The organism is Acetobacteraceae bacterium (genome assembly GCA_004843165.1).
Taxonomy (GTDB): domain Bacteria; phylum Pseudomonadota; class Alphaproteobacteria; order Acetobacterales; family Acetobacteraceae.
The window spans coordinates 909,095-934,727 of the sequence record CP039459.1; the positions used below are offsets into that span (position 1 = coordinate 909,095).

Annotated in this window: 32 protein-coding genes; 20 read left to right on the forward strand and 12 right to left on the reverse strand. The window is 42.9% G+C overall.

The window, feature by feature from the left end; translation table 11 throughout:
• Window positions 1–3 precede the first annotated feature (3 nt).
• The 4 genes from FAI41_04515 to FAI41_04530 all read left to right on the forward strand — a co-directional run bounded on the left by FAI41_04515 (window position 4) and on the right by FAI41_04530 (window position 1,789).
• Window positions 4–327, forward strand: coding sequence for a hypothetical protein (locus FAI41_04515; protein ID QCE32914.1), 324 nt, complete (start codon window positions 4–6; stop codon window positions 325–327).
• Between the two features lie 117 nt (window positions 328–444).
• On the forward strand, window positions 445–768 hold the full coding sequence (locus tag FAI41_04520) for a hypothetical protein (protein QCE32915.1): 324 nt from the start codon (window positions 445–447) through the stop codon (window positions 766–768).
• A gap of 117 nt (window positions 769–885) precedes the next feature.
• Entirely contained in the window at window positions 886–1,209 is a 324-nt protein-coding gene (locus FAI41_04525) for a hypothetical protein (protein QCE32916.1), read from the forward strand.
• Between the two features lie 82 nt (window positions 1,210–1,291).
• Window positions 1,292–1,789 carry a hypothetical protein gene (locus FAI41_04530; protein ID QCE32917.1) on the forward strand — a complete coding sequence of 166 codons (498 nt, stop codon included), beginning with the start codon at window positions 1,292–1,294 and terminating at the stop codon, window positions 1,787–1,789.
• On the opposite strand, the gene FAI41_04535 is transcribed toward FAI41_04530, so the two are convergent.
• A complete protein-coding gene (locus FAI41_04535; GenBank protein ID QCE33785.1) occupies window positions 1,786–3,213 on the reverse strand; it encodes a carbohydrate porin in 1,428 nt (475 codons plus the stop codon). The genes FAI41_04530 and FAI41_04535 overlap by 4 nt on opposite strands.
• A gap of 704 nt (window positions 3,214–3,917) precedes the next feature.
• Between FAI41_04535 and FAI41_04540 the strand changes: the two genes are divergently transcribed.
• The gene (locus FAI41_04540) at window positions 3,918–5,564 is read left to right on the forward strand and encodes a hypothetical protein (GenBank protein QCE32918.1); all 1,647 of its coding nucleotides are present in this window, start codon (window positions 3,918–3,920) and stop codon (window positions 5,562–5,564) included.
• Between the two features lie 13 nt (window positions 5,565–5,577).
• Here FAI41_04540 and FAI41_04545 read toward each other — a convergent pair whose 3' ends face one another.
• From FAI41_04545 to FAI41_04560, 4 genes are all read right to left on the reverse strand, one after another.
• Complete coding sequence (locus FAI41_04545) at window positions 5,578–6,609, reverse strand: hypothetical protein (protein QCE32919.1); 1,032 nt, start codon at window positions 6,607–6,609, stop codon at window positions 5,578–5,580.
• Between the two features lie 2 nt (window positions 6,610–6,611).
• Window positions 6,612–7,811: a hypothetical protein gene (locus tag FAI41_04550; protein QCE32920.1), complete on the reverse strand. Its 1,200-nt coding sequence runs from the start codon at window positions 7,809–7,811 to the stop codon at window positions 6,612–6,614.
• A gap of 15 nt (window positions 7,812–7,826) precedes the next feature.
• Complete coding sequence (locus FAI41_04555; GenBank protein QCE32921.1) at window positions 7,827–8,297, reverse strand: hypothetical protein; 471 nt, start codon at window positions 8,295–8,297, stop codon at window positions 7,827–7,829.
• A gap of 81 nt (window positions 8,298–8,378) precedes the next feature.
• Entirely contained in the window at window positions 8,379–9,065 is a 687-nt protein-coding gene (locus tag FAI41_04560) for a hypothetical protein (protein QCE32922.1), read from the reverse strand.
• 84 nt (window positions 9,066–9,149) lie between these two features.
• On the opposite strand from FAI41_04560, the gene FAI41_04565 reads away from it, so the two are divergent.
• The 7 genes from FAI41_04565 (at window position 9,150) to FAI41_04595 (ending at window position 14,043) form a co-directional block, all read left to right on the forward strand.
• A complete protein-coding gene (locus FAI41_04565) occupies window positions 9,150–10,094 on the forward strand; it encodes a hypothetical protein (GenBank protein QCE32923.1) in 945 nt (314 codons plus the stop codon).
• Window positions 10,095–10,115: 21 nt separating this feature from the next.
• Complete coding sequence (locus FAI41_04570; GenBank protein QCE32924.1) at window positions 10,116–10,817, forward strand: hypothetical protein; 702 nt, start codon at window positions 10,116–10,118, stop codon at window positions 10,815–10,817.
• Window positions 10,814–11,167 (forward strand): hypothetical protein, encoded by a 354-nt coding sequence (locus tag FAI41_04575; protein QCE32925.1) that lies wholly within the window; start codon window positions 10,814–10,816, stop codon window positions 11,165–11,167. Before FAI41_04570 ends, FAI41_04575 begins: the two co-directional genes overlap by 4 nt.
• A 43-nt stretch (window positions 11,168–11,210) precedes the next feature.
• Window positions 11,211–11,876, forward strand: a complete 666-nt coding sequence (locus tag FAI41_04580) for a hypothetical protein (GenBank protein ID QCE32926.1) — start codon at window positions 11,211–11,213, stop codon at window positions 11,874–11,876.
• On the forward strand, window positions 11,873–12,172 hold the full coding sequence (locus FAI41_04585; GenBank protein ID QCE32927.1) for a hypothetical protein: 300 nt from the start codon (window positions 11,873–11,875) through the stop codon (window positions 12,170–12,172). The genes FAI41_04580 and FAI41_04585 overlap by 4 nt, the downstream gene beginning before the upstream one ends.
• Before the next feature lie 10 nt (window positions 12,173–12,182).
• A complete protein-coding gene (locus FAI41_04590; protein ID QCE32928.1) occupies window positions 12,183–13,415 on the forward strand; it encodes a hypothetical protein in 1,233 nt (410 codons plus the stop codon).
• Between the two features lie 166 nt (window positions 13,416–13,581).
• The gene (locus FAI41_04595; GenBank protein QCE32929.1) at window positions 13,582–14,043 is read left to right on the forward strand and encodes a hypothetical protein; all 462 of its coding nucleotides are present in this window, start codon (window positions 13,582–13,584) and stop codon (window positions 14,041–14,043) included.
• Between the two features lie 203 nt (window positions 14,044–14,246).
• Here FAI41_04595 and FAI41_04600 read toward each other — a convergent pair whose 3' ends face one another.
• The 4 genes from FAI41_04600 to FAI41_04615 are packed head-to-tail and all read right to left on the reverse strand — an operon-like array spanning window position 14,247 to window position 16,519.
• Complete coding sequence (locus FAI41_04600) at window positions 14,247–14,645, reverse strand: hypothetical protein (protein ID QCE32930.1); 399 nt, start codon at window positions 14,643–14,645, stop codon at window positions 14,247–14,249.
• Complete coding sequence (locus FAI41_04605; GenBank protein ID QCE32931.1) at window positions 14,593–15,009, reverse strand: hypothetical protein; 417 nt, start codon at window positions 15,007–15,009, stop codon at window positions 14,593–14,595. Before FAI41_04605 ends, FAI41_04600 begins: the two co-directional genes overlap by 53 nt.
• A 2-nt stretch (window positions 15,010–15,011) precedes the next feature.
• Window positions 15,012–15,764, reverse strand: a complete 753-nt coding sequence (locus FAI41_04610) for a hypothetical protein (GenBank protein ID QCE32932.1) — start codon at window positions 15,762–15,764, stop codon at window positions 15,012–15,014.
• 2 nt (window positions 15,765–15,766) lie between these two features.
• The gene (locus tag FAI41_04615) at window positions 15,767–16,519 is read right to left on the reverse strand and encodes a hypothetical protein (protein ID QCE32933.1); all 753 of its coding nucleotides are present in this window, start codon (window positions 16,517–16,519) and stop codon (window positions 15,767–15,769) included.
• Between the two features lie 31 nt (window positions 16,520–16,550).
• Here FAI41_04615 and FAI41_04620 point away from each other — a divergent pair, with 31 nt between their 5' ends.
• The 4 genes from FAI41_04620 (at window position 16,551) to FAI41_04635 (ending at window position 20,406) form a co-directional block, all read left to right on the forward strand.
• A complete protein-coding gene (locus tag FAI41_04620; GenBank protein ID QCE32934.1) occupies window positions 16,551–17,960 on the forward strand; it encodes a hypothetical protein in 1,410 nt (469 codons plus the stop codon).
• Between the two features lie 24 nt (window positions 17,961–17,984).
• The gene (locus tag FAI41_04625) at window positions 17,985–18,770 is read left to right on the forward strand and encodes a DUF2612 domain-containing protein (GenBank protein QCE32935.1); all 786 of its coding nucleotides are present in this window, start codon (window positions 17,985–17,987) and stop codon (window positions 18,768–18,770) included.
• On the forward strand, window positions 18,767–19,396 hold the full coding sequence (locus FAI41_04630; GenBank protein ID QCE32936.1) for a tail fiber protein: 630 nt from the start codon (window positions 18,767–18,769) through the stop codon (window positions 19,394–19,396). The genes FAI41_04625 and FAI41_04630 overlap by 4 nt, the downstream gene beginning before the upstream one ends.
• Window positions 19,397–19,500: 104 nt before the next feature.
• Window positions 19,501–20,406 carry a tail fiber protein gene (locus tag FAI41_04635; protein QCE32937.1) on the forward strand — a complete coding sequence of 302 codons (906 nt, stop codon included), beginning with the start codon at window positions 19,501–19,503 and terminating at the stop codon, window positions 20,404–20,406.
• A gap of 84 nt (window positions 20,407–20,490) precedes the next feature.
• Here the strand turns inward: FAI41_04635 and FAI41_04640 are convergent, their stop codons facing one another.
• The 3 genes from FAI41_04640 to FAI41_04650 form a co-directional block, all read right to left on the reverse strand.
• The gene (locus tag FAI41_04640; GenBank protein QCE32938.1) at window positions 20,491–21,063 is read right to left on the reverse strand and encodes a hypothetical protein; all 573 of its coding nucleotides are present in this window, start codon (window positions 21,061–21,063) and stop codon (window positions 20,491–20,493) included.
• A 26-nt stretch (window positions 21,064–21,089) separates the two neighbouring features.
• On the reverse strand, window positions 21,090–21,530 hold the full coding sequence (locus FAI41_04645; GenBank protein QCE32939.1) for a hypothetical protein: 441 nt from the start codon (window positions 21,528–21,530) through the stop codon (window positions 21,090–21,092).
• Window positions 21,531–21,654: 124 nt separating this feature from the next.
• On the reverse strand, window positions 21,655–22,110 hold the full coding sequence (locus FAI41_04650) for a hypothetical protein (GenBank protein ID QCE32940.1): 456 nt from the start codon (window positions 22,108–22,110) through the stop codon (window positions 21,655–21,657).
• 151 nt (window positions 22,111–22,261) lie between these two features.
• Here FAI41_04650 and FAI41_04655 point away from each other — a divergent pair, with 151 nt between their 5' ends.
• From FAI41_04655 to FAI41_04670, 4 genes are all read left to right on the forward strand, one after another.
• A complete protein-coding gene (locus FAI41_04655) occupies window positions 22,262–22,831 on the forward strand; it encodes a hypothetical protein (GenBank protein QCE32941.1) in 570 nt (189 codons plus the stop codon).
• Between the two features lie 10 nt (window positions 22,832–22,841).
• Window positions 22,842–24,314 carry a hypothetical protein gene (locus tag FAI41_04660; protein QCE32942.1) on the forward strand — a complete coding sequence of 491 codons (1,473 nt, stop codon included), beginning with the start codon at window positions 22,842–22,844 and terminating at the stop codon, window positions 24,312–24,314.
• Window positions 24,315–24,404: 90 nt separating this feature from the next.
• A complete protein-coding gene (locus FAI41_04665; GenBank protein ID QCE32943.1) occupies window positions 24,405–24,863 on the forward strand; it encodes a hypothetical protein in 459 nt (152 codons plus the stop codon).
• Between the two features lie 104 nt (window positions 24,864–24,967).
• Entirely contained in the window at window positions 24,968–25,510 is a 543-nt protein-coding gene (locus tag FAI41_04670; GenBank protein QCE32944.1) for a hypothetical protein, read from the forward strand.
• Window positions 25,511–25,633 lie beyond the last annotated feature (123 nt).

The window sequence follows — 25,633 nt, forward strand, 5'->3', positions numbered from 1 at the left end:
ATCATGTTATTAAGCCACAAATACCCACAATTTTCTCATTTATTGGCAGGTTATTTCAACCCTGACTTTACAGAAGAATATGGACATTATGACAAAGCTTTAGAAGGTTTTTGCCAAGACGCTTGCGATTATGAAGAAATCCAGCAGACCATCCATGAAATACGCTCCTATCTTCACAGCAATCCCTCTTCCGAAGAGGAAATCGAGAATTTTATGGATCGCTTAGGTAATCATTATTTATATCAATATGATAAATTTACCCCTTTGACTTGGATCCATTATATCGAAAATTATCTTCAAAATTATTTAAATCAACATCAAAAATGATGGTGGAAAAATTGCCCACGAAACAAGTAAAATATGGGTCATACTGCGCCCAGATAATAAAGGCAGGTATATTATCCACACTGCCTACCCAATTTTATAAAACTAAAGGATCATACCATGCTACTAAGCCACAAATACCCACAATTTTCTCATTTATTGGCAGGTTATTTCAACCCTGACTTTACAGAAGAATATGGACATTATGACAAAGCTTTAGAAGGTTTTTGCCAAGACGCTTGCGATTATGAAGAAATCCAGCAGACTATTCATGAAATACGCTCCTATCTTCACAGCAATCCCTCATCTGAAGAAGAAATCGAGAATTTTATGGATCGCTTAGGTAATCATTATTTATATCAAAACAAAGGCTTTACCCCTTTAACTTGGATCCATTATATCGAAAATTATCTTCAAAATTATTTAAATCAACATCAAAAATGATGGTGGGAAAACTGCCCACGAAACAAATAAAATACGGGTCGTACTGCGCCCAGATAATAAAGGCAGGTATATTATTCACACTGCCTACCCAATTTTATAAAAGAAAGGCGCATCATCATGTTATTAAGCCACAAATACCCACAATTTTCTCATTTATTGGCAGGTTATTTCAACCCTGACTTTACAGAAGAATATGGACATTATGACAAAGCTTTAGAAGGTTTTTGCCAAGACGCTTGCGATTATGAAGAAATCCAGCAGACCATCCATGAAATACGCTCCTATCTTCACAGCAATCCCTCTTCCGAAGAGGAAATCGAGAATTTTATGGATCGCTTAGGTAATCATTATTTATATCAATATGATAAATTTACCCCTTTGACTTGGATCCATTATATCGAAAATTATCTTCAAAATTATTTAAATCAACATCAAAAATAAATCCTCCCTAAGACTTAAAATTACCCTGCCCAGCGGGGTTTTTTATTCTCTCAATCTTTCTTTCAACATCATAGGAGACAATATGAAAAATAAAAACGATAAAAATAAGGAAAAACCGGCGGAAAAAACTGCCTCTCCTATCGCACCGGAGATCCTTGATTTTATAACAAATTATCTTAAAAAAGCAGGTTTGTCCGATGATTTTATTGCACATCTTCACCATGTTGCCGCTGGTCAAAAAACAGCCTTTTCCTTCCCAAAAATTGGTATGGACTCAGCGGATTTTATGCAGGAGCGTGAAAAGGCTAAAGAAGCCATTCGTCCGCTTGCCGGCAATGTTTTAGGCATGGACCAAGCCTCGCCTGAGGAGATTTACCGTTACGGCTTAAATCACATCGGAATCAAGACAGATCATATCAACTTGCAGGGGTTAAAATCTCTTGCAGAGAGAGAGGCAAATTATCGCTCTCCGCAAAATCTTATTTTAGCTAAAGATCAGGCTGGCAATACAGAAAATTTTAATCCCGAAGAGATTCTTTCCGCCTATGTTGCCAGCGTCCAAGGCCATGTAAAAAACTAAAAAGCGATATTGGCATGGAGGCCTAGAATTGCCTCATCGCCAACCCGTTGTGTTGTTGCGTACGCATAATCTTGCACACCGCCGCTTGGACGAAAAATATATTGAAAATCCGGCTGAAGGTTAAGCCACGGTGTTATCATGGCCTGATAAGTCAGTTCCATATGATTTTCTGTCGTTTGCCTAATCGCATCTGTTTCCATATCAAAATGCTGTGCACCAGAACTGGCGACACCGATCCCCCAGCCCAAGCCCAGCGTATCATTGGGACGATTATGGAAGGGCGCTTTGAAGTTAATCCCCGCATCGGCAGCAAAGGTAATCAAGTTACGGTCACCCTGTGTTCCCATTCCCCGAAAGAAAATACCCACAGATTGATAAGGATTATTTTTAGGACGCCAGATCATTTGATCCATAATCCCGTAAACCGCCCAATTGCCTCTCACCCATGCCGGTGTATTTGGATTGCCCAAATCATTCGGATTTCCCAAAGGCTCTCCCTGCTGATTTTGATAGAAACTGGGATATTTTGCTGTGTCGTAATACCCGCCAAGCTTATAAATCCCTGGAAGTCCGCCATGATATTTCCCAAGATTTATCGCATATTGCATTTCCTCCAAAAGCAACGCTCCTGTATTTAAATTAAATTTCGTTCCTGAAGCCGAGGCGCCAACATTTTGATTTGTTGGATCTGAAGGATCTCCGCCGTCTTGAATAGGAAAAGAATTATTTTGATTGCCTGGGGGATTATCATCCGATGCCGAAAACATGAAAGTAAATTTACTCGAAGGACGGTAACGAATACGCACACCGGGAGATGAAAGGGGCCATGACGGGCCGCCTGAATAAAGGTCCGTAGAAGGGATCAGCGGCCAACCAAAATTTGAGTTCAAATAAAGTCCGCCATAGTTGCTGATTAAAAACTCTGTATCAAGATCCATCGCCCCAATACGGACATCAAGTGAATTATTAAAAAAAGGCTGCTGATACCAAAGTTCAAATAAACGAAAAGAACGGTCCGCCTCTTGTCCCGAAATCGGATTAAAGACGTATAAATGATCCTGCGAAATCGAGCGTCCTCTGATTTCCAGTGCGCTGATATTAAAAGACCCCATTTTAGGCCCGATCGTTTTGTTTAAATCTACCCGCATGGACAAAAGCGTCACAGCATCATAAGAGGCGGTTTGACTACCGCCTTTGCCATTTCCACCCCATGCTGGCGATCCCTCCGCCTGTGATGGGCCGCCGCCTGTTGGATTTCCCCAGACTTCTTCAATATCCATAACGCCAAAAGTGATACCGAAATGATCTAAAAAATTTCGTACGCCAAAGAGGCTTCCCAACATTTGATCCCGGTGCCAAATATCGCCTGAATCGCCTCTTCCATGATTGGTTTCCCAAGGTAAGGAAATAGATTGTGCCGCCATTGATTTTGCAGCCGTCACGGCACCACTATTGTTCACGCTTGGCCCTGAATCTTGAAGATCCAAACGCTCTCCTGCAATTTCTGAAAGTGTCCTATATTGCGGCGGACTATCGGAATCCTCAGGCGATGACAAAAGCAAAGTCTTTTTTTTAGGATGTGAAATAGGGTGTGAAATATGTACTTTTTGAGAGGGTATTGTCTTTTCCAAAAAATCCTCGACAGATTGTTCAGAAATATAATTCTCTACCTCAGGCATAAAATCCTGTTCTGGTTTTACCGTTTCTGGTATTTCAGAAAAAGGGAGAAGATCTGCCTGCACTTTGCTTCCATAAAGGAGTCCTCCCCCCATTAGGACAAGCAAAAACAGGCTGTAAACACTTCTTTTACAACATAGGCGGCAGCAGCATTCTTTTGCTTTACGGTGATAAGCTGAATGAGCCATTCCGTACATCCTGACAATCTCTCTCAGGCATATTTTAAAGCAGAAAAGCCACTTTAAAGCAATTCGGGGCTATCGTTCAGTCCTACCCCCGCCTTTAATACAAATTTCCTCCTCTAAAAATAAAAAAGAGACTTGTCTCTTTTTTACTTTTCAGATTTAAACTTATTTTGCGTTTTATTATTCATTATGTTGAGATGAGATAGGTTTTTATTATCGCTTTTCTTTCTAAATACTCTGCTGAAAAACAGTTTCTCCCAGGCTGGATGTTCCTTGCCTTAGGGATTATCTCTCTTCTGTGCGAAGCGGCTGCCATTGGAAATCCCTTCCCTTTTTCGGAACAGCAATATTATCTTTATGGTGGCGGTCAAATCCTTCAGCACCAAATGCCTTATGTTGATTTTTGGGATCGGAAGCCTGTCGGCCTCTTTCTTCTTTTCGCCCCTATTCATCTTTTCGGCCCCTATCGCTTTTACGCATTACCACTTATCGCTGCCTTATTTCTATGGTGTGGGGCTTTGGCGGTTTCCCGCATTGCAACCTTATTTTCATGTAGAGCGTTCCCAAGCTTTTTAGCCGGTGCTGTCTATTTGATCGGAAGCAATGCCTTTCCAGATGAAACCGGAGGACAGGCGGAACAATTTTATATTCCGATTATCCTTTTTGCTGTTCTATTGATGATAGAAACCTGGCCACGCATCACAAACACGCGTTCTGTTCTGATTAAAACCGGCATTGGGGTCATGTTTCTCATGGGGGTTGCTCTTGAAATCAAAACCTCTTGCGCTTGGGATGCCGTTTTTTTAATGATCTCCCTCCTCCTTATTGCCGTGTGTCAGCCTGATCTCTCTTTTCAAAAACGCAGTCTTCTTTTTCTTGGATGTGGGGCTTTATGGGGCTTTATTGCTGCCCTGCCAACGCTACTTATCATGGGGTATTACGTGTGGCATTCTGCCCTTTATGACTGGACTTGGGCAAATATCTTAAATCACCATTTAAGAAGTAAAGCGATTGGTCATTCAACGACTTTCTTTGACTATCATCATTATTATCTTAACTATTTAAAACATGCAGGAGAGACCTGTCTTTTCTGGGGATTACCCGTTTTCTATTTCACCTATCATTTTATAGATATCGGACTTGCAAAATACCATTCCAAAGAACGGCCTCTTGTCCCATCCCTTACACCTTCGTTCTTTATTTTTGCCTGGGGATGGGTCTCTCTGATTGCTTCTATTCAGCTTCGAGGCGGCTATGCTGCTGTTCATTATACAATGGCCTGCATGCCTGCTGCTGTGATTTTAGGGGCGCTTCTGTGGCCTAAAGAAATTTTTGGTAAAATCTTTTTACTTTTACCTCTGCTCTATTTTACCCCTCATGCCATTTTGACAAATTGTCTTTCTCATAAAGAGGAAACAAAGCTTGAACAGACTGTTACACAGCTTCTTCAGCAGCCCGGCTGTCTTTTTCAGCTTAGCGGATCCTATCTTTTCTATGATTTAACCTCTGCCACTTCACAGTGCCGTGTTAATAAATTCCTACTTTCAGGCATGCTGACAAGCCCCGAAGAACAATTTGCTCTTGGCATTAATCGTGAAGATCAATTTCTAGGTGATCTTCAGAAATACCCGCTTTATGTGGTGATTGATTCTTGCGATGAGCGCCTTAACTGTAAATCCCGATTTAAGCCTCAAGTGGAAGTAAAAGATGGGCTTTGGTCTACAGATACAATTCCGGCGCAAAAACGCTATGATATTCAGGAAATCCTTACCAGAGATTATGTACCGCTTTATCAAGGAAAACATAACAAGCAGGGTGGAGATTATGTCCTCTATAAATTAAGGCCGGGACTTATTCCGAAAATTACGCCGGGTAATGTTAAAGCAGAGCCTTCTAAAGCGATAAAAGCCTAATATTTTAGACAGATTATCCGCCTCTGGCTCTGCGGCGAGAGGTCTCATAATTTCCCTCTCTTTCTTTGGTTCGGAAATAAAGTTTTTTACTGTCAAAATATCCCTGATTTGTCAGGGGATCATTGGCACGTGCAAAACGGTAAAGCGGCGAACTGTCGCCATAATTAATCAAAAGCGCCTTTGTGCCCTGACTGATGGCAATCGGGTGATAATTATTAATCAATTTCGCAAGTTTGCGTGATTGTTCGAAATCCTTAGGAGAAGATTGTCCGATCACTTCTTTTTCGGGATCTTCCTCTTGTTCCGTTTCTCCCCCTTCATATTCCTCATGGCAAATGGTTTGCCCTGTTTCGATATATTCATCGCTATCGAACCATTTTCCGTGATCAAACCAGAGTTTAATTGGTGTTCTGTCACAGGCAAAATATTTACTTGAAATCTTAACTGAAAAATAATCCCGTGCCCGATAAGGCACTTTTCTTCGAAAATCTGACATTTGCTGAATAAGCATGATTTCTAAAGCGTTTTTTGTGGACTCCCCAATCAGTTTAATCATAGGGTTCGGCGGATCTCCCCAAGGACCCACGGGTTGATAATGGAATACCCATTCGCCGCTAATATCGCCAACGATTTCCATTTTAGGCTTAGGTTTATAAGGCCCTATCGGAGCCCCTAAAAGTCTCTCCTCCTCTGCCTGTTTTTCTTTTTCCATCTCTTCTTCGGAAGGTTGTGCCGGGACATTCTTTTCACCGCCGGAAATGGCACGTTCAATATCTCCTTGCTCATCAATCTTTTCCTCTTTTTCGTCCGGGTCCTCGCCGAAAAGAAGGCGCTTAATCGGTTTCGAGTTAAAGATCATATCAAAAAGATTGCTATTATTGCCTTCTTCCTCCGCTTCGTGGCGAGGACGATGATGTAATTTTGGGGCGTTGTCTTGGCCCCTTGCCTCATCGAGATAGGCTGCTTCTGACTTTGAGCTATAAAATAAGCAAACACTGGCAAGAAACATCCCTGCCAGTGTTATTTTTCCTCGGACAGATTTCATCCCTACTTATCTGCCTTATCCTGGTAATATTTACGCTGCGCTTCAAAATAAGCCGAATTTGATTTTGGATCACTTAACTTTCGGAACTGCTCCAAAGCCGTCATATCGCTATAATCAAGAGAAACAGCATATTTTCCCTGCGTCAAAGCAACAGGGCGCTGTGTACGCATCAAAGTAGAAAGCTTTTTCTCGGTATTGTCCTCTTTTTCGGCTAGATCTCCCTTACTGCTCGTGGCGAAAATACTATCATTTAGACAGACTGCCGGTGCTGTTTCTATATATTCCCCATTATCAAACCAAAGCTTTACCGATCCGGCATTGCACTTAAAATAAAGGCTACACAAATTCATGTGGACAAATTCACGGACAATAATGCTTTTCGGATTACGAAAATCCTTTGCGGAAGATGTCATACTTATCGCAAGCTGCACTGGCCCTGCTGTAAAGAGAAGTGTCGGTGGGGGAAGATCGTCAGGAAAAAGTTTAGCATCCTGATGAATCCGCCAAGCGCCTTTGAGACTTCCGATGATTTCAGTATCTAAGGGAACAAAACTGCTGGGCTTGAGAAGATCAATAGAATGTTTTTGCTCAAATTTTGCCCAATATTGTTTGATTGCATCAAAATAAGGCTGATTGGTTTTTGGATTGGTTGCCTCACGAAAAGATTTTAATGGCTTATCATCCGGATAAGAAAGCTTTAGGCCCGTTGCGCTTTCACTGATTTCGATCGGACGTGCGCCAGACTGAATGAAATCAGCAAGTTTATAATAAAATGCCCAAATCTCATCTTTAACGCCGATAGGAATATGTAGATAAATATGCCCGTGATCACAGCGCCCAACCTCAAGAGGAATATAATCGCCGTTATTAAACCATAATCTAAAATCCTCCCCATTACAGCCAAAATATGTATTGCTGAGGGCAATATTAAGAGAATCTTGGAGATGCGGCGGAAGCTTACCATCAAAATTAATCAGTAAATGATTAGGGCCTGAACTAAAATTAACCGCTGGCGCCCTTGGATATGCATGTGCATTGCTCAGATCGGAAGCATTTTTAAAAGACCATTGTCCCTTAAGAACAGCAATATTTTTAATCCCTGCCGGGGAAAATTCCGCTTTTGCAACACCACAAAAAGAGACGTTGCTCACAGCGAATAGAGAACAAGCCGCTAAGGCTCCCTTTAAAAACGGCTTTATCATTCCCTTTTCTCCCCTTTATTTATAACTGACATCGAGAATTTTACGGCTTTGCAAATCCACTTCACATTTAACATGACGCTCTGCCGTTGTGCCATAAGCATCGGCGGCCTGAACATGATAATCCATCAACGTAATCTTGCCCTCTTCCGGACCGCTATTGCCCATCAAATAAGAAGGGAATGACCCGCCATTAATGGCAGCGTGCCAATGTGGCAATGAGCCTGTTTTTGCCGCAATTTCATGCGAAGCGGCAATTTCACATGCCGTCCGAATGGAAAGGAGATCGTCCCATTCCTCTACCAGCTGAGCGTTGTCTTTACAGACCTTATAGTTTAGCTGACAGGTTTTAGCATTGAGATCACTATAAGCCTTTGCTGAAGACGAAAAACAGAAAAAAAACAGCGGCAAACAGATTAAAAAAATCCCAGAAAGAACTCTCTTCATTCCTTTGAAATCATCTGCCGTTTTAAAAGCGTTCTGTAACAATTTTCTATCCTTTTCAACATGCTTTCCCTTCATCTTATCAGCCTTCTGAAAAGAGTTCAAAAGACGATCATGAAGCACATGTTAAACTGGTGCCTCAGATTTCGGGGTGAGGAAATATTTTTTAACCGATTCAAAATAGCCTGGATTGGTCTGCGGATTATTTGCACGTGTAAAACGTTTCCAGCTTCCATTATCTTCACCATCCAACATGAGGCTATATTGGCCTTGGCTAATGGCAATGGGACGATAATGAGCAATTTCCTGCGCAAATTTCCTCTCCGCAGCCTTTTCATCATCCGGCATGGCGCCTGCAACGAGCATTGTCGCCTGAACTTGGTCATTTGTGCAGCTCGCTTGCGAAGTTTCTGCTGAATCACCATTGTCAAACCAGAGAATGACATCACCGCCATTACAGTCAAAATAAAAATCACTTATCGAAACTTTAAAATAATTTCGTGCGGCTATCGGCTCATCATTATTTAAAAAATCATCCATCGTATGAACCAATGTAATCTCTATGAGATTATCCCCTTCCTCAAAACGAAGGGTCGGTGCGGCAGGCTGACCATCTTGCTCGGGGGTTTCATAATGAAAGCTCCATGTGCCCTTGAGGCGTGCAAGAATATGTGTATCAGGCGGCACAAAATCCGCCGACATTTGTGCTAAAGCCGGCATTGGCAGTGCAAAGCCCCCCATTAGAAACAAGATAAATATCGTTTTAAGGGGCCAGAAAAGCAGCGCTTTTTTACTCGCTTCTTTACGGTTCACACGTCTTTCTCCGTCATCAAATCCTTTTTGCTAATAAGCATGAGTTTCATGCTTCAAGCAAGCTCTTTTCCACTGGAAATTTCTATGTCCCTTTCTTCTTTTTCCGCGGTTAATCTTTCTGATTCTTTGCCGCAGAGATCCCTTATCATTACCTTTATTTTACCGGGTAACGCACAAGCACCCATCACGATTGAAAAGCTCAGAACAGAAGTTTCTATCACACAGGCCGGGCAGGAAATAGGCGGCAGTGCGAAAATAAAACTTCATGCGGTCGCCTTTGAGCCCTTATTTCAGCTCTTAAAATGTAATCATACACCGCTTTATGACGCCCCTTTGATGCTGGCGCTTTCCGGTGCTGAAGTTAAAATTGAAGCCAGTAATGAGAGCAATTCTCTTTCGCTCATTTTTCATGGAAAAATCTCTCGCTGCCATACACAGCTTAAGCCCCCCCACCGCATTTTTGAAATCACGGCACATTCAAATCTTTTATATAATGACCATATGACGCCTTTACCGCCTTATACAAAACCGGTCTGGGCCTCTCAAATTCTAAAAGATCTCTGTTCTTGTGAAAAAATCAGTTTGGAGAATAATGGTTTTGACTATCTCATTCAGCCACCTTTTTCCTTGAATGGCACGCTTCTGGGGCAAGTGGGACAAATTGTAAATGCGCAAAATGGCTTTTTCCATTTTGATGCGCTTCAAAATAAACTTCTCGTTACAAAAAATAATTTTTCAACGCAAAATGCGCCGCTTCTTCTAACAGAAAAAGAGTTGATCCAGCTTTCCGCCTATTCAGATCAGCTTTTGTCTCTTCGCTGCCTTTTTCAAGCCAATCTTCAGCTTGGCACCAATCTTGACCTTCAGGCATCGCCCATTGAGGGGCGAAATATTTACCTCAATACGTCTCATCAACTCAGTGCCCCTTGGAATGGACAATGGATTATTCATGCTTTTTCCCATGTTTTAAGCACCGAAAAGCGCCGCACGCATTGGGAGACGCATCTCCAAGCGCATCGTCTCCCTTAACCCCTACCACAAGGATATTTTATGCCTGACAATACCTCTTCTCTCCCTGTTTCTCCCTATCAAAAAATTTTCAACCACAATGATCTTTCACATATTTTTTTACAAACTTTAGAAGGTTTTCTTTCAAAAACGGGTTATCAAATCCCTGCAAAAGTCGAAGAAATCCACAGTAACGGGACTGGAGAAGCAGGAACAGTCGATGTCAAACCGCTCCTAAATTTACAAACACAAGACGGTAAAAGCCTTGAACAATCTGTCCTTTATAATGTCCCCTATTTCCGTTTACAGGGCGGTGATTCTGCTCTGATTATTGATCCCCAAAAAGGTGATATTGGCCAGCTTATTTTAAATGGTAGAGATGTTAGCGGTCTTTCCTCAGAAAGTGATCCAAACAAACCTGCCTCTTTCCGTCTTTTTGATCCCAATGATTGTTTCTTTCTCCCTGCCTTATTCGGTAAGGCAGCCGAACAATATATTTTTTCAAACAAAAATGGGTGGACAATCCATGCCAAAGACACTGCCAATATTGTTTTAGAAGGCAAAGAAATTACAATCTCAGGCAATCTTAAAATTAAAGGTAATGTCTCTATTGAAGGGGACCTCACGGTTAAAGGAAAGATCACAGCGGAAGAAGATATTTTAGCAGGTGCACAAAACATCTCCCTTCCAAACCATACCCATTCCGTAAGCGCAGCCCCAGGCATTACAGGGATAGCGCAATGATAAGTCTCAAAACAGACCCTCAAACAAATGATTTCTACCTAGATGCGGCGGGGAATATTGCCGTTGCCTCAGAGAATGAAGCCATTGTGCAAGATGTTGGTTCAGCCCTTTCCACTTGGATTGGAGAAATCCCCTTTAACCCCTTGCTTGGCATTGATTATGCACATTTCTTTCTTGAAAACCAAAATGATATAGAGACGTTTATTCTCCAGCTTGAAAGAGCAGCTCAAAATGTCAGTGGCGTAAAATCAGCAAAAATTACCTTAGATCCTTTAGGTGATTCCCGCATTCTAAATGGTAAAATCCAAATAACCAAAAATAACGAAGAGATTATTTACGCTTCGTTCTAATAACAATTTATCTATTATACTTATCATTATTTAGGAGGATAAAATGTCTATTTTACCCTTAAGCGCCTTTTTTTCAGATGCCGCAGGGCGGGCCCTTAGCGGATGGGCCCAAAATGCTGCCCGTAACCGATGGGGGCTTTTTTTTAATGGCGGAACGCTCCAGCTACAGCGTCAATTTAGCAATATTTTCGGACGTAAGGCAAAAACTTTTATAAATAGTTTTCTACCTGATGAAAGGCCTATTCTCCCTGAAGCAAGCCTTGAATCTGTTAGCCTTTCAGAAGATTTTACCATCTCCACCGCCCCTAAAGCAGATGGAAATTATCTTTCCTTAGACAAAGCCAAAATCCCGCAAACATGGGAGGCTAATTTTCTTTGTGACGGGCATAGTTCGCCTGTTTTTTCTCCCAGTGAACTCATCCCCGATATTGGCGGTGTGCCGGCTCTCGAAAACCGACAGCGTTTTCTACAAAAATTACGAGAACTGGTCGCCAGCCGAAAATATGTCAAATTCCGTATCCCTGAAGGAGAATATATTGTGACGGTCAAAGGCTATAAAATGACACGAGATCCCCAAAATATTGAATGTATGCGCGTAACGCTCTCGTTGCAGGAAATTAACCCCTCCTCTGTCGATATGAATGACCTTTTGCAAGCCCCAAAAAATCTTGGCAATGTCACACCTCAAAAAATGGATACTCCGCTATGAGTGAGGCTTTCTTAATCCCCATTTCAGCCTTATCCGATCAAAAATTCACTCTCGAAATCCAAAATCAAAAATTACAACTCCATCTCCGCCAAAGAAAATACGGGCTTTATTGTGATCTTTGGATCAATGATGTTTTGCGCCTCGCAGGTAGGCTTTGCCTCGATCGTACTTTTCTTCTTCAAGATTCAACCCGTCCACTTCAGGGTGATTTTATTTTTATTGATACACAAGGTCAGGAAGATCCTGATTACAGTGCTCTGGGTGAGAGATTTAAATTATATTTTCAATCCATGTAAGTTTTCAAAAATGCATAAAATAGACACATATACTCCAACACCAAGCCTTTCAGAAGCCGGATTTAGCGTGCCTGATCCCCAAGAGATTCTGACAGGCGTTCAGGCAGATCTTAATCAAGCTTTTGGCGGAAATCTTAATCCTGCGCTGAATACACCTCAAGGGCAGCTTGCGCTCTCTCAAACCGCTATTTTAAGCGATTTTTCAGATGCAATGCTGGAAATTTTCAACGGGATTGACCCCGCTTTTTCCAGCGGACGCATGCAAGATGCGCTGGGGCGCATTTATTTTCTTGAACGTCTTCCAGCGACCCCTACGATTGTGCAAGTTCAAATCACGCTAACGGGCAGTTCTCTCCCTTTTTTAAAAGCTGGAACGGTTTTAGCAACAGATGCTGTTTCAGATGGCAATCTCTATGCCACCTTAGAGGATTTATCTTTTCCCGAAGGCACAGCTTCCCCCATCATCATTGATTTAGCCTCTCTCTCACAAGGTGCGATTGCCTGCCCTGCAAATAGTCTCCTGCTCTACCAAGGAAATATCGGGATCGCCAGCCTTCACAATCCCAGCGCCGGCATTATCGGCAAGGCCGCAGAGGGACGCATTGATTTTGAAAGACGCCGTGCCGCTTCTGTTGCCCATAATGCCGTTGGGCAAAATGCCGCTCTTTTAGGAGCGCTGTTGGCATTGGAAGGTGTCGAAGATGCGCAAATCATTGATAATCCCGAAAATGAAACGCAAATCATTCAAGGTGTTTCTCTGCCGCCGCATTCGCTTTATGCTGTGTTGGTCGGTGGTGCCGCAGCAGATATTGGCAAAGTCTTTTTAGCTAAAAAGGCTCCCGGATGTGCCACTTTCGGACGGCAAAAAATCACAGTGACAGATGAGAACCCTCTCTATACACAGAATCATCCAAGCTATGTATTTTATTTTGACTACGCAATGCCGCAAAATCTCTATATCACCCTTGTCCTAGCAAATTTAGAAAATGTTCCATCAAATGTCGAAACACTTATTTCTGAAGCAATCATGCGCTATTTCAAGGAGGCAGAAACACGCCCGAAATTAGGCAGTACAATTTATGCAACTGATCTTATCTGCGCCATTAAAATAACCTGTCCGTGGGCACGTCTTCTCTCTCTCAGTCTTGGATTGAATCCCAATGAGTGTGAAAATGAAATCACCCTGCCCCTCAATCAAATTGCTGTAACGGATGAAGATTTTATATCTTTGACATTGCACTAGGGGCATTTCCCTCCCCACTTGTCAGCTGCGTACGCTGCGTATATCTTTTTCTTAAGATCGGCGTATTTCGTCCTTATCTTAAAAATCTATCATTTCTTTCTCCCGCTCGGCTTTTGCCGTAGCGGTTTTTTTATTTCTAAAATCTATAAATTATAAGGGTATAATAATGCGTAAATCTATTGAATATCTTATTGAAGACGGTCCGGATAAAGGCAAAATTTTTATCATTACCAGAATGTCTGCTTTTGAAGCGGATGAATGGGCGGCAGATGTCATTCAAGCGCTTACAAAGGCCGGTACCAAATTACATCCCAGCCGTGAGCAATTTGGTATTGCCGGATTAGAAAATTTAAGCATCGGTATTTTTGCCAATTTGGAAAAAGAAGATCGGAAAAAAGCCTATCAGGATCTTTTAAATTGCTGTCAGATTAAACGAGACCCTAAAAATCCGCTGGTTCAGCCTACAAAAATTTTAGAGGTCGATATTGAAGATCCCAAAACACTTTATCGGCTTCGGACAAAAGCTTTTGAGCTTCATATGGATTTTATAAAGGCCGCCGCCTGCCAAGTCTTCCACCTCGCAGCGGCCATGTTTCAGACGGAGGGCTCCAACGAAGAGAGAAAATAAAGATGGCAGAATATGTTAATCTCTCCCGCCCTATGGGAGATGTTATCGGTGCAGGTCTTGCCACGCTTAAAGAATTACAAATTTTTTACGATAGTGAAGATTTGTTTCGAATGTGGGAAGCCTATCTCGTTACGCGACATAATACGCTTACCTAAAAAAATTTCAGGGGAGAAGTTTAAGGCTCCCCTGAATATTTCTCTCGTTTAAAGTGCATTACCACTCTCTTCCGGCGGATGATGTGAAGCCCATTCAATGGTTTCAGGATCTTTGGACTCTTTTTCGTAACTGGCCTTCAAGAGTTCTAAATATTCCGGCGTTATCATGTCCCGATATTCTTTTAAGGCTTTTTCATCCGGCGCTTTTATCAAAATAACCCTTTTCCCTTGGGTCAGGGCAACAGGCTTATGAGATGATATGAGCTTACTAAGGCGATATTCCTCTACAGGTTCACGATATTCTCCCTCAAGATCCGGTAACTTTCCCTGATACCAATCATCTTTTGAGTCACATTTATCATTCGTCTGAGTCAGTTCAAGGAACTCTCCATTTTCAAACCAAAGCGTTACGTCCCCCCCCCATGCAGCTACATCCTGTATTTGCATGCATCTGGATCTGTACCATCGTCTTCATTTTAAAAGGTGAGTGATGCCTCACCTCCCATCTCGTGACATTATCCACAGTATCTACGAAGATATCAATCGTATCAGCGGTGACAAAATCTCCGGGCGTTGAGAAAGATAAATAACGCGTTGGCCGCACATCTGAATCATCATCTTTTTTCGCTTTCCATTTTCCCCGAAGTATTGACGTAATTTTATAATCTTTAGGTAAAAAATCCGGGATTTTCACCGTTTCAGCATTATTTTCCAGCGTTTTTTCCGCCGCAATGCCGGGCAAAGGAAAGACATTCGCCCCCATCACCAAAATCCCCGCCAGAAGACCCCATTTTTGAATTTTATTTTTCATGGTTAATTGCCTCTCTTTTCCGGAGGGTGTGAAGCCCATTTAATGATTTCAGGATCTTTGGAAGATTTTTCGTAACGGGTCTTCAAAGTTTGCAGATATTCCGGTGTTATCATGTCCCGATATTCTTTAAAGGCTTTTTCATCCGGCGCTTTCATTAAAATAACCCTTTTCCCTTGTGTCAGGGCAACCGGCTTGTGAGATGATATGAGCTTACTAAGGCGATATTCCTCCACAGGTTCATGATAACCCACTTCTGGATTTAGAAAACTCCACTCATCCCATAAATCTTTTATATCGCACTCCCCATTTTGTATCAGATCAAAAGACTCTCCATTGTCAAACCAGAGGGTAATGTCCCCGCCTATACAGCTAAACCCTGTATTTGGATGCAGTTGAATATGTAAAGACGTCTTCATTTTAAAAGGCGCATGATGCACAACCTCCCATTTATTTACCTCATTCATGACATCTACCGAAATATCAATCCTGTCGCTGGTAAAGCCATTTCCGGGCGTTGAGAAAGATAAATAGCGCGTTGGCCACGTATCTGAATCGTCTTCATCTTTTTGCGCTTTCCACTCGCCCCAAAGTATTGATGTGATTTTATAATCTTTAGGTAAAAAATCCGGTATTTTCACCGTTTCAGCATTATTTTCCAGCGCTTTTTCTGCCGCCATGCTCGGTAAGGGAAAAACACTTGCCCCCATCATCAAAATCCCCGCCAGAAGACCCCATTTTTGAATTTTATTTTTCATGGTTAATTGCCTCTCTTTTCCGGAGGATGTGAGGCCCATTCAATGGTTTCAGGATCTTTGGACTCTTTTTCGTAACTGGCCTTCAAGAGCTCTAAATATTCCGGCGTTATCATATCCCGATATTCTTTTAAGGCTTTTTCATCCGGCGCTTTTAGCAAAATAACCTTCTTCCCTTGCGTTATGGCAACCGGCTTATGAGATGATATGAGCTTACTCAGGCGATATTCCTCTACAGGTTCACGATATTCTCCCTCAAGATCCGGTAACTTTCCCTGATACCAATCATCTTTTGACTCACATTTATCATTCGTCTGAGTCAGTTCAAGGGACTCTCCATTCTCAAACCAGAGGGTAACTTCCCCCCCCATGCAGCTACATCCTGTATTTGCATGCATCTGAACCTGTACCCTCGTCTTCATTTTAAAAGGTGAGCGATGCCTCACCTCCCATCTCGTGACATTATCCTTAGCATCTACAAGGATATCAATATTATCACGGGTAACAAAATTTCCGGGCGTTGAGAAAGATAAATAACGCGTTGGCCATACATCTGAATCGTCATCCTTCTGCGCTATCCATTTTCCCCGAAGTATCGAAGCTATTTTATAATCTTTGGATAGAAAATCCGGGATTTTTATTGACTCGGCATTATTTTCCATCGCTTTTTCCGCCGCAATGCTGGGCAAAGGAAAGACATTCGCCCCCATTATCAAAATCCCCGCCAGAAGACCACATTTTTGAATTTTATTTTTCAATTTTTAACCTCTTAAAATAAAGGATTTTTCCATGACAGAAAAGAATACAACAGATCTCAGCACAATCGGCGAACTCTTGAAGCAGCTTGTTGAACAAGGAAAGAAAGAAGCCCATCCAATGAAGGACTTTATCGAGGCTGGGAATAAATTCAAAGATGCGGCAAGCAGTTTGCAAAGTTTTTTAGGAAATTTTCTCAGTGATGCTCAAACAAGAATCCTAGGAACTGTCAGGCTCCAAAATTTATCGGATTTCACGGGCCTTCCAACGAATACGCTTTTTACGGCCGGAAAAATCGCTGCCATTCACGGTGGAAGTGAAAGTGAGGCCGGCGATTTAGCAAAGCATTTAATGGAGATAAATCTTGAAAACCCCAAAGAATTGAAAGACCTTCAAAAACTAGGTGTTGACGGTCTTTTTACTAGAAAAGGCTTACTTGATAAGGATTTTTTCTCAAAAATACAGGAAGCTTTTCAAAATCAAAGCATTATAGAGCAGCATGAACTTCTTAAGCAACTTGGGTTAAATGAAAATGGTTTAGGGGCGGCCTTTCTTGCAAAGGAAATGTCTCTTCCTCAAAAAGAAGTAAACAAAAATTCAACAGAGGCATTATTAGCTAAGGCCGCACCTCAGCCTGGTAATTTCGAAGCCAATTCCACTCTTTTAAGGAAAGACACGCTTACGAATGCTTTTTTCGATAAAGCGCATTTGGATGAAATTAAAATACTGGCGCCCAGTTTAGAAAAAGTTGCTGATTCCTTCAATGCGATTGCACGTTCACATCCAGAACTGGTTGCCGAAGGATTGTTAAGCATACATAGTGCGATCTTACTTCTTAGCTCTGCAAATGTTGCCCTGACCGGTGCTGTGCTCGCCTCTAAAGCGCTTCCGGCAGCAAAACTCACCAGCTCAGCGCTTAAAACAGGTGCAAAAGCGGCTGGCGGCTTTGCCGCCAGACAGGCACCGAATATTGCTAAAGCAGGCGTTGCGCTTGGTGGCCTTGGGCTAGGGGCTTTCGAAGGGCTTGGCGCCGGTATTGCCGAACTTGCCGGGTTGGCCCTGCTGCCTGGAATTGCCATTCCCCTCGCCATCGGCGGAGCGGTTGTTGGTGGCGGTGCTTTTGCGCTTTATGAATGGCAAAAACACCATCAAAAACTCACAACAAAAGCTCAGGATGCGCCTGAAATTGCCACCCTTACCACACAGGCAGATCAAGGGCAGGAAATTAAAATCACAAATGCACAGCAGCAAGGCGCTTATTTCCAAACGCTGCGCCAAAAAGAGAAGCAGGGGTTTGGCAATCGTCCGCTAAGTTTAAGTTTCGGCAATATCAATGTCACGACCCAAGAGGACGATGATCCTTTTGCTTTTGCAGAGGCCGTCAAAAGTGTCGTTTCAGAGGAGTTAATGAAAGTCCTCGTCAGTTTCGGCCCTTATCGTTAATTAAAATAAAAAGGAGGGTTTTATATGCAGAACCTCCATGAGACTTTTCTCGCACAATATGCTAACAGTCCCCGCATTACCGGGATTTTAAAACGTTTTAATAAAGCCGCCGATCCGGCAGAGCTGATTGAAATCTTTTTAACGCAAGTTCTTGATCCGCTCACAGCAACAGGTTGGGGGCTGGATGTTTGGGGACGCATTGTCGGTGTCAGCCGTGTTCTAAAAATCCCTGTTGAAGATTCCTTTTTTGGATTTTCAGAAGCTTTAAGTGGTGGGGCCACAGGCATTACAGGTTTTCAGCAATCCCGTTTTTACAGCAGTGAGGGCTCAGCGCTTACGCAAAATTATGCGCTCACAGACGAGGCCTTTCGCAAACTCATTTTTGCAAAAGCAGCCGCTAATATCACCAATGGCACTCTTCAATCCCTCAATCAAATTTTAATGCGTTTATTTTCAGATTCTTCTGAAAAAAACATCTGGATTGAAGAGGGAAATACGCAAAGAGGTTCTTTCTTTGGCTTTTCAGAAGCCTCACCAGACAGCAGTGTTTTTGGAGAGAATGTTTTTCAATCACCGGCTTTTAGCGGAATTTTAAATATGCATATGCTCATTTGCTATAACTGGGTTCCCTCTAGCTTGGAACTAACACTTATTGCTCAGGCATGTAAATTTATTCGCCCCAGCGGTGTAAGTCTTTCCACGCAATATGTTGTCCCGCCTCTCCGGTCTCCCTCTTTACCGCCCGATGCGCTTTGGAATCCAGACACAGGCTATCTTTTAACGCAAGACCAGAATTACTTAATCCCATGACACAAACAGCAACATCCCCTTCCACGACCATTATTTCAACCCTTCCCCATCAAGATACGCCACAAGCCAATGATCGGCTTTTATGTATTGAGGAAAACGGCACATTAAAACAGCTTTTAGCACATTCTCTTTTTTCTCAAGGCGCACAAGGTCCGACAGGTCCAAAAGGAGAGAGTGGGAAAGACGGGAAAGATGCCACGGCGCCGCCATTGGCTATTTTTCCCTATTATGATGACACCCCTCCAGATGGATATTTATTCTTACAGGGGCAAAATTTTAACGCTTCGACATATCCTCTTTTGGCACAGAAATTTCCAAGTGGAACCCTTCCTGATTTTAGGAGCAGAGTTGCAAGAGGAGCAGGAAATCTCATTGCTCTTGGCGAAGTGCAAGAAGACGCTATTCAAAATATTAGTGGGTCAATAAATGCAGTGACAGTCGGAAATCCGTGGCAAGCACTAGGATGCTTTTCTGAAGTACAAGTTTATGGAGATGGATACCATCGTTTTCCTGATGCAACGGGGGCGCCTCAAAAGATCACATTTGATGCTTCGCTTGTTGCAAGAACTGCTGATGAAACAAGGGTTAAAGCTATTGGTGTGAACTTCGTCATTAAAGCGGCATAAATAACAAATTTCAAAACCAAGCAAAGCGCCCATAATCCTCTCAGCGCTCTTTCCACATACTCCCTTTGACGCCCTGATCTTAGGGCTTTTTTTATGGATAAATTATGAAACTAACAGATAGACAACAGCAATTCCCCATTCCTTGGGCAAACACACCGGAAAGCGGCACCTTTTCGTCCATTCCAAAAGAAGATCCCGGTGATGGCAGCGCCTCTTTAAGCAAAGGTTTTCCCAAAGCAACCATGCTTCCTGTCGCTGCTGGCGGAAAGCCTCCTCGTGGCGATCAATTTAACGGGATTTTTAATCAACTCTCTCTTTGTGCACAGAATAATGATGTCGGTGTTATTCCACCTTGGTGCGCTGATTTTGCACAAGAAATCGGCGGTTATCCGCTGACTTCGAAGATCACGACCGTACAAAATAACATACCGGATATTTTAATCTCTCTTTGCGATAATAATTTAGATAATCCCAATGATCCCAACCAAAAAAACTGGGTCAGCATCAAAAATGGCTTGGCCCTCTCTTCTGATTTAAACGCATACCAGCCAAAAGGAGATTATGCGCCTCTTTCAGCAGGTGTTCCAATTGGATTTATCGGTATGTGTCCGTCCTATGCACCACCGGAAGGATGGCTTAATCTCGATGGCAGCACTTTCGATCAAGAAACATATCCTGAACTCTTTGGATATTTAGGAACAAATAAGCTTCAAGACTGGCGTGGACGTTTTCCAAGAGGCCCAAAAGGCAGCACTATTGCGGTGCCTGAAATCGGAACACAGCAAGGTGATGCGATAAGAAATATTAGTGGAGGTATTAACGGCGTAATCGCCGGAAGCGCAAGCGCTTCTGATGCCTTTTTTGCTTGGCAAAATGTCTGGGGGGCAACTTCCGGCACAGATGGAAATGCTTTTGTAAGTTATAATTTTGACGCCTCACGTGTCGTCCCGACAGACATCGAAAACCGGCCTTATGCAATCGTTTCCAACTTTATTATCAAAGCAAAATAAAAGAAAAAACCATGATAGATAATAACAATTCACAACCGACATCTGAAACAATGCCGACACATATGCCAGCGCCAGATTTTAAGATCACGGCTCTTTTTTCTCAAAATTCTGACTGACAAAAATACCACTTTCTTTGGGTTGTTTGGCCAGAACCTCCTCCTCCCCTTCCATTGCGGTAATATGGAGATCTTCCAAAGGGATTGTCTCTTGCTGGGCAATATTGTGCGTGGCACTTTCAAGTGTCAGCTTCCACATGCAGGCACGATATTCCTTTTTTAAAGAAGGCAGCTCGGTGCTCGCAATCACGGACGTTACAGGGATACTGAACGGATTTTGCAATCCAATCGTTATCAGCCCTGAATGGCGAGGATTTAGAGGGTCTTGATCTTCCATTTCCTCTGTTGTGATACGGCTGTAAATGAGTTCTTTTTTTTGAGCTGGCGTTAAATGTTTTGTTTTAAATAAGGGTTTCAGCTTTTTTTCACTGTCGAGCCTGTTGGCCCACGGTACCAGCTTAATACCTTTTGTCTGGTAACATTGGCTTTCTGAGGCACGTCTCACATCTGGTGTGAAAACCCATGTCTGGACAGCATATTCACACCCTCCGAGAAAAGGAAAAACAGTTAAAAATAGGAGGGGCTTATAAAACCATTTCATATCAATATCTTTAATCACTCGTTTATTTATGAAGGCTTTTCATCTTCAGATAAAATCTTTTGAACGGCCGCGGCAGGCGGTTTTTGGCAGTTAGAAGTTGCCTTTTTAAGACTTGGCATTTCTGTTGCAGAGATCATTGCCGTAATCGGAATACTGAGAATATTTTGTGCGGCCAATGTCAAATCCGGTACCGGCTCATTATTCTCTCCCCAGCCTGGAGCAATGTTACTGTAAACGAGCGCTTTTTTCTGCGCTTTCTTAAGCTGAAAACGCTTTACCTCATCTTTGGTCTCTTTTTGGCTTTGCAAGAGATTTCCCCACGTCACCATTTTTAGACCACGAAGGCGGTAACAATCCGTTTTTGGATCAACATCAACACGGGGGACGACCATCCATGTCCTAAAGCCATTATTACAGGCTCCTAAGAACAAGCATGATAACACACCAAGGCACAATTTACGTCTCAAGCTTTTCTTCCCTTTGTTTCATAAATGATCTTTTCCGCTTTTATCACGACTCTGCCAAAGGAACAGAATCTGTTTTGCTTTCTGATTTCCTATGCCCATTTTATGGCGCCCGTGTTCTCTAAGATTATGGCGTTTCAATGGAATCATTAAGCTCTTTTTGTTTTTGAAGACATCTTACCCGCTCATGTTTGAGGCTGGGCAGGGTGGTGGCGGCAATCATGGCGGTAATTGGAATACTCACAATATTTTGAATACCGGCAGCGAGTTCATAAATGGGATCTTTATCCTCTAAGAAGCCTTTGGGAATATTACTGTAAATCCGCGCATTTTTTTGGGCTTTGTTCAAATTAAGCTGTTCCATTGCGGGTTTTTGCTCCCGATGGCTTTTAATAAGGTTCGCCCAGCGCACCATACGTATTCCCTGTGTTTTGTAGCACGCCCCTGTTTCATCCAATGTCACACGAGGCACAAAAACATGTGTCTGGATGCCCTCATCATGCTCACAAGCTGTGAAAAGAGGCAAAAGGCACAAGAGGGGAATTGAGGCAAAAAAGCCCTTATATTTTGTAATTTTTTGCACCTTTTAAATTCACTTCTTTTATCAAATTAAATTCTTTTGGAAAAATCCTAACAGAAAAAAAGAAGAAAACAAAAGTCTCCACTGAAAAAATTATTAAACTCCATGATGCCGCTCCTACTGGCGGTATCTTTTAAATCATAAGGAAATAATTATGTCTTCTTCTTATAAACTTTTAAATCATTCAGAATTTGCAACCTCTGAAAATCTTAATAACTGCTTTCCTGCCATTCAAGATATGGCCGAAAGCAATAACCCCTATGTCAATGAAATGACCCTCCCAAAAGGGACGGCATTTTTTGCAAAAGGAACGGTTCCTGAAGGGCAAGCTCTCCCTTACGTGGAAGTTGACTGCCAAGCAGCCAACATTGAGGCCTATACCGGATTAAACGGCAATAACTGCCCCGGTGTTTTCGTCTCTCAAATTGTTGAGCTTACCCTTCATGGTTTTAATGCCCTTCAAGCTATCACGCTGAGAAGCCGCATGATCCGTTATGGGCTTTTGGCACAAAATTTCGGTGTCGCCAACAGCCCAGCCATTAAGGATGATTTACTTAAATCAGCCTTAAGAGATCCTGAGGATGAGCAAGCGCCTGATGCGCCTGTCGCCTTGGATCTCCCCATCAAAACAATCTCTTTTAATCTTAACTACTGGCAGGACAACGATGAAACGCCTGACGGTAAACAAATCCGCCATGCCAATGTGACATGGTCGAACCAATAAAGGAAAAATAATGCCTCAAATTATCAGTATTACAGAACGTGCCATTCGTCCGGCACAACCTAACCTCTTACAGCGGCGTGCTGTTTTGGTCTCTGCCGGCGGGACAAATCTCGCACCGCTGTCAGCGCCAAAATGGCTGCCAGACCTTGAAAGCGCTGAAAGCCTTTTGGGCCAAGATGCTGACGGCAATACCAAAGTCGATGTTATTCCTGCGATTGCCAATGGCGGAACAGGTTATAAAGTCGGGGATGAAGTTAAATTCAACATTCCCCTTTCGGCCCCGGGCATTTCCGGCGGCGATGGTGTTGCCACTGTCAATATTCTTGCTGTTGATTCTTCCGGTGTTGTGACGCAGGTTGAGAATAAAGTTAATTTCGGGATTTCCGGCGCTCAGATTTCCAATGATCCTGTTACAGGAACAGGCGGAACAGGCACTGGTCTGACCTTAACTTTTACCCTCGACATTGAAAATGTCGGAACGCCAGCTTCAGAAGTCAATGCCATGCTGAAGAGCTGGTTTGCCAATAACAGCGCCACTGGCGTTTTTATCTTTGAAGCAGGAAGCGGTACGGAGGTTGCAAAAAACCTTTCTGCGCTTCTTTCGGATGCGCCATTGACATATTACGCCATTATTCTGCCCCGCAATAGTGCGGCAGATAAAGATGTCGTTTCTTTGGCCGGAAATTTCGGCGGCGACAGTGCCCGCTGCTATTTCTTTTTTACCGAGACTTCGGAAAGCTATCAGCCGCTTATCACCAATGGCAATGGCCAAAAATCCATTGCCTGTGCGGTAGAATATACCGGCACGGATGTACTGCCAAACACCACAGGCGCAAACCTCACGGCTGAACATGCCGGCGCAGCCTTGGCTGCGCAGTGGATTGGGAATGTCCCTTCTGTTTCCAACAGATTGGCCCCAATGAATTTCCGTCAACTGGTTGGGATTACTGCTTGGCCGGATGCCGGAAATCTTTCCAAAATGGCGCAGATGAAGCTCGATAATGTGAACTTCCCCGGCACAGCGACACAGGCTGGCGTTCAGATGACGATCACCTATTGGGGACGTTTTATGAATGGCGATCCAATGTCAGGCTGGTACGGGGCGGATTATACGGCCATTACCACAGAAACAGCCTTGGCTAATCTTCTGGTGGAAGGACAGCAGCCCGGCAGTGAGCCGCTTACCTACAGTCCCATGGGGATCAGTGAGCTTTTTGCTAAGCTTACCAACTCTCTGGACAGTGCGGTTGCCATTGGATGCATTTTAGGAAGCTATCAGGCCTCTTTTGTACCTTTCGGCCAGTATATTTCCGAAAATCCAACGGATTACGGCACAGAAACCTATAATGGGCTTTCGGCAACGATCACACCGATTAGAGGTTTTGACAGTTTGAATATGACTCTTGAAGTGGATTTCACCGGTCAAAGCGCTACTGCCGGTAGTGCAGAAGCAGGTGCGGTTTCTGCGGCAGTTAAACGCTAAGCGAAATCACCTTTTAAACAAAGAACGGCATCGCTTTTGCGGTGCCGTTTTTCATTCTTTTTAAAATAATTTAATCAATAGGATAAAATAATGCCTACAAATACAAGCAATAATTTAAGTAACGGCAATGGCTTTCTTAATAAAAGCATGGCAACGGTGATTTTTGAGAATTACCGAAATCTTAACGTCACACCGGATTTTTTAACCACCGAAGGAATCAGCCTTGAAATCGAAGGCGATACGGCGAAGATGCTGGAAAACATGACCAGCTTTACCCCCAGTGTGAATTTAAAACAAAAAGTCACGCTAACGATCAATCTTAACCGTGCCAGCTCCAAGGTCGCCGCATGGAAAAAACAGATTAAAAACTGGGTTGTCCTTGGAAAAGCCACGGTTACGAGCGATAGTTCCGTTGATACGCCTGTGACCATCCATAACACAACCATTTTGAATACTCCCTCAGAAAGCTATAATGGCAGCCAAAATATTTGGACGGTTAAGCTGAGCGGATATATCACAATTAATGAGCAGGCAATTTTAGCCAATTAAAAATTCTTATATTTGCCGCCTTTAATTTTAGAGGCGGCATTATTTATAAATTTTAAATAACTAAAAGTAAATTTTTATAAAAATGTTTAATAGGTAAATATTCAATGGCAGAAATTACAGAAATTAACCGCCAATGCAACTTGGTGATGCAATTATCCGAAGGCAAACAGCTTTTTGCAGAACCTTTGGATTTAGAAATTTTCAGACGCTTTTATCGCCCTCTTGCCTTGGTCTGGGGACAGCTTTCCAATGAGGGGCTGATCGGACCGGCAGGCGAAGCCATTGCCTGGTATCTTTTACGGGATAATGTGGCAAAACTCATTTCCTCACAGGAAGCCGAAGCCATTGAAGCGGAAATCCGCAGCTCGGTTTGGCTTTTATCACCGAGTTCAAACGGATTTTCACGGATACTCCTGCATCAAGCGATCGGCAGCAGCAAAATCAGCGAGGAGGAAAAAGACGAGGTGATGAATTCCCTTGTTTATTTTATTGCAGCCTCTGCCATCGAACGGGGACAGAGGCGAACCGAAATCCTGAAACTGATGTCGCACGGGAATTTGGGCCTTACCTCGCAAGGCTTTACGGATTGGAGCGCCTCTCAGGCGATATTGCCAAAGGCCGAAAATGGGAAGGAAACGATCTCATAAATGCGGTCTTTGCGGAAATTTTCTGGAATGATTTCCGTGCCTGTTTTTTAAGCCAGAAAGGCGATTTTCATTCCCTTTTGCATATTCAAGAAACGCTGAAAGGCAAAAATATGTAAATAAACA

Coding starts and splice junctions, on each gene's coding strand:
- FAI41_04515 (QCE32914.1), top strand. CDS start 4: ATGTTATTAAGCCACAAATACCCACAATTTTCTCATTTATTGGCAGGT.
- FAI41_04520 (QCE32915.1), top strand. CDS start 445: ATGCTACTAAGCCACAAATACCCACAATTTTCTCATTTATTGGCAGGT.
- FAI41_04525 (QCE32916.1), top strand. CDS start 886: ATGTTATTAAGCCACAAATACCCACAATTTTCTCATTTATTGGCAGGT.
- FAI41_04530 (QCE32917.1), top strand. CDS start 1,292: ATGAAAAATAAAAACGATAAAAATAAGGAAAAACCGGCGGAAAAAACT.
- FAI41_04535 (QCE33785.1), bottom strand. CDS start 3,213: ATGGCGGCACAATCTATTTCCTTACCTTGGGAAACCAATCATGGAAGA.
- FAI41_04540 (QCE32918.1), top strand. CDS start 3,918: ATGTTCCTTGCCTTAGGGATTATCTCTCTTCTGTGCGAAGCGGCTGCC.
- FAI41_04545 (QCE32919.1), bottom strand. CDS start 6,609: ATGAAATCTGTCCGAGGAAAAATAACACTGGCAGGGATGTTTCTTGCC.
- FAI41_04550 (QCE32920.1), bottom strand. CDS start 7,811: ATGATAAAGCCGTTTTTAAAGGGAGCCTTAGCGGCTTGTTCTCTATTC.
- FAI41_04565 (QCE32923.1), top strand. CDS start 9,150: ATGTCCCTTTCTTCTTTTTCCGCGGTTAATCTTTCTGATTCTTTGCCG.
- FAI41_04570 (QCE32924.1), top strand. CDS start 10,116: ATGCCTGACAATACCTCTTCTCTCCCTGTTTCTCCCTATCAAAAAATT.
- FAI41_04575 (QCE32925.1), top strand. CDS start 10,814: ATGATAAGTCTCAAAACAGACCCTCAAACAAATGATTTCTACCTAGAT.
- FAI41_04580 (QCE32926.1), top strand. CDS start 11,211: ATGTCTATTTTACCCTTAAGCGCCTTTTTTTCAGATGCCGCAGGGCGG.
- FAI41_04585 (QCE32927.1), top strand. CDS start 11,873: ATGAGTGAGGCTTTCTTAATCCCCATTTCAGCCTTATCCGATCAAAAA.
- FAI41_04590 (QCE32928.1), top strand. CDS start 12,183: ATGCATAAAATAGACACATATACTCCAACACCAAGCCTTTCAGAAGCC.
- FAI41_04595 (QCE32929.1), top strand. CDS start 13,582: ATGCGTAAATCTATTGAATATCTTATTGAAGACGGTCCGGATAAAGGC.
- FAI41_04600 (QCE32930.1), bottom strand. CDS start 14,645: ATGCAAATACAGGATGTAGCTGCATGGGGGGGGGACGTAACGCTTTGG.
- FAI41_04605 (QCE32931.1), bottom strand. CDS start 15,009: ATGAAAAATAAAATTCAAAAATGGGGTCTTCTGGCGGGGATTTTGGTG.
- FAI41_04610 (QCE32932.1), bottom strand. CDS start 15,764: ATGAAAAATAAAATTCAAAAATGGGGTCTTCTGGCGGGGATTTTGATG.
- FAI41_04620 (QCE32934.1), top strand. CDS start 16,551: ATGACAGAAAAGAATACAACAGATCTCAGCACAATCGGCGAACTCTTG.
- FAI41_04625 (QCE32935.1), top strand. CDS start 17,985: ATGCAGAACCTCCATGAGACTTTTCTCGCACAATATGCTAACAGTCCC.
- FAI41_04630 (QCE32936.1), top strand. CDS start 18,767: ATGACACAAACAGCAACATCCCCTTCCACGACCATTATTTCAACCCTT.
- FAI41_04635 (QCE32937.1), top strand. CDS start 19,501: ATGAAACTAACAGATAGACAACAGCAATTCCCCATTCCTTGGGCAAAC.
- FAI41_04640 (QCE32938.1), bottom strand. CDS start 21,063: ATGAAATGGTTTTATAAGCCCCTCCTATTTTTAACTGTTTTTCCTTTT.
- FAI41_04655 (QCE32941.1), top strand. CDS start 22,262: ATGTCTTCTTCTTATAAACTTTTAAATCATTCAGAATTTGCAACCTCT.
- FAI41_04660 (QCE32942.1), top strand. CDS start 22,842: ATGCCTCAAATTATCAGTATTACAGAACGTGCCATTCGTCCGGCACAA.
- FAI41_04665 (QCE32943.1), top strand. CDS start 24,405: ATGCCTACAAATACAAGCAATAATTTAAGTAACGGCAATGGCTTTCTT.
- FAI41_04670 (QCE32944.1), top strand. CDS start 24,968: ATGGCAGAAATTACAGAAATTAACCGCCAATGCAACTTGGTGATGCAA.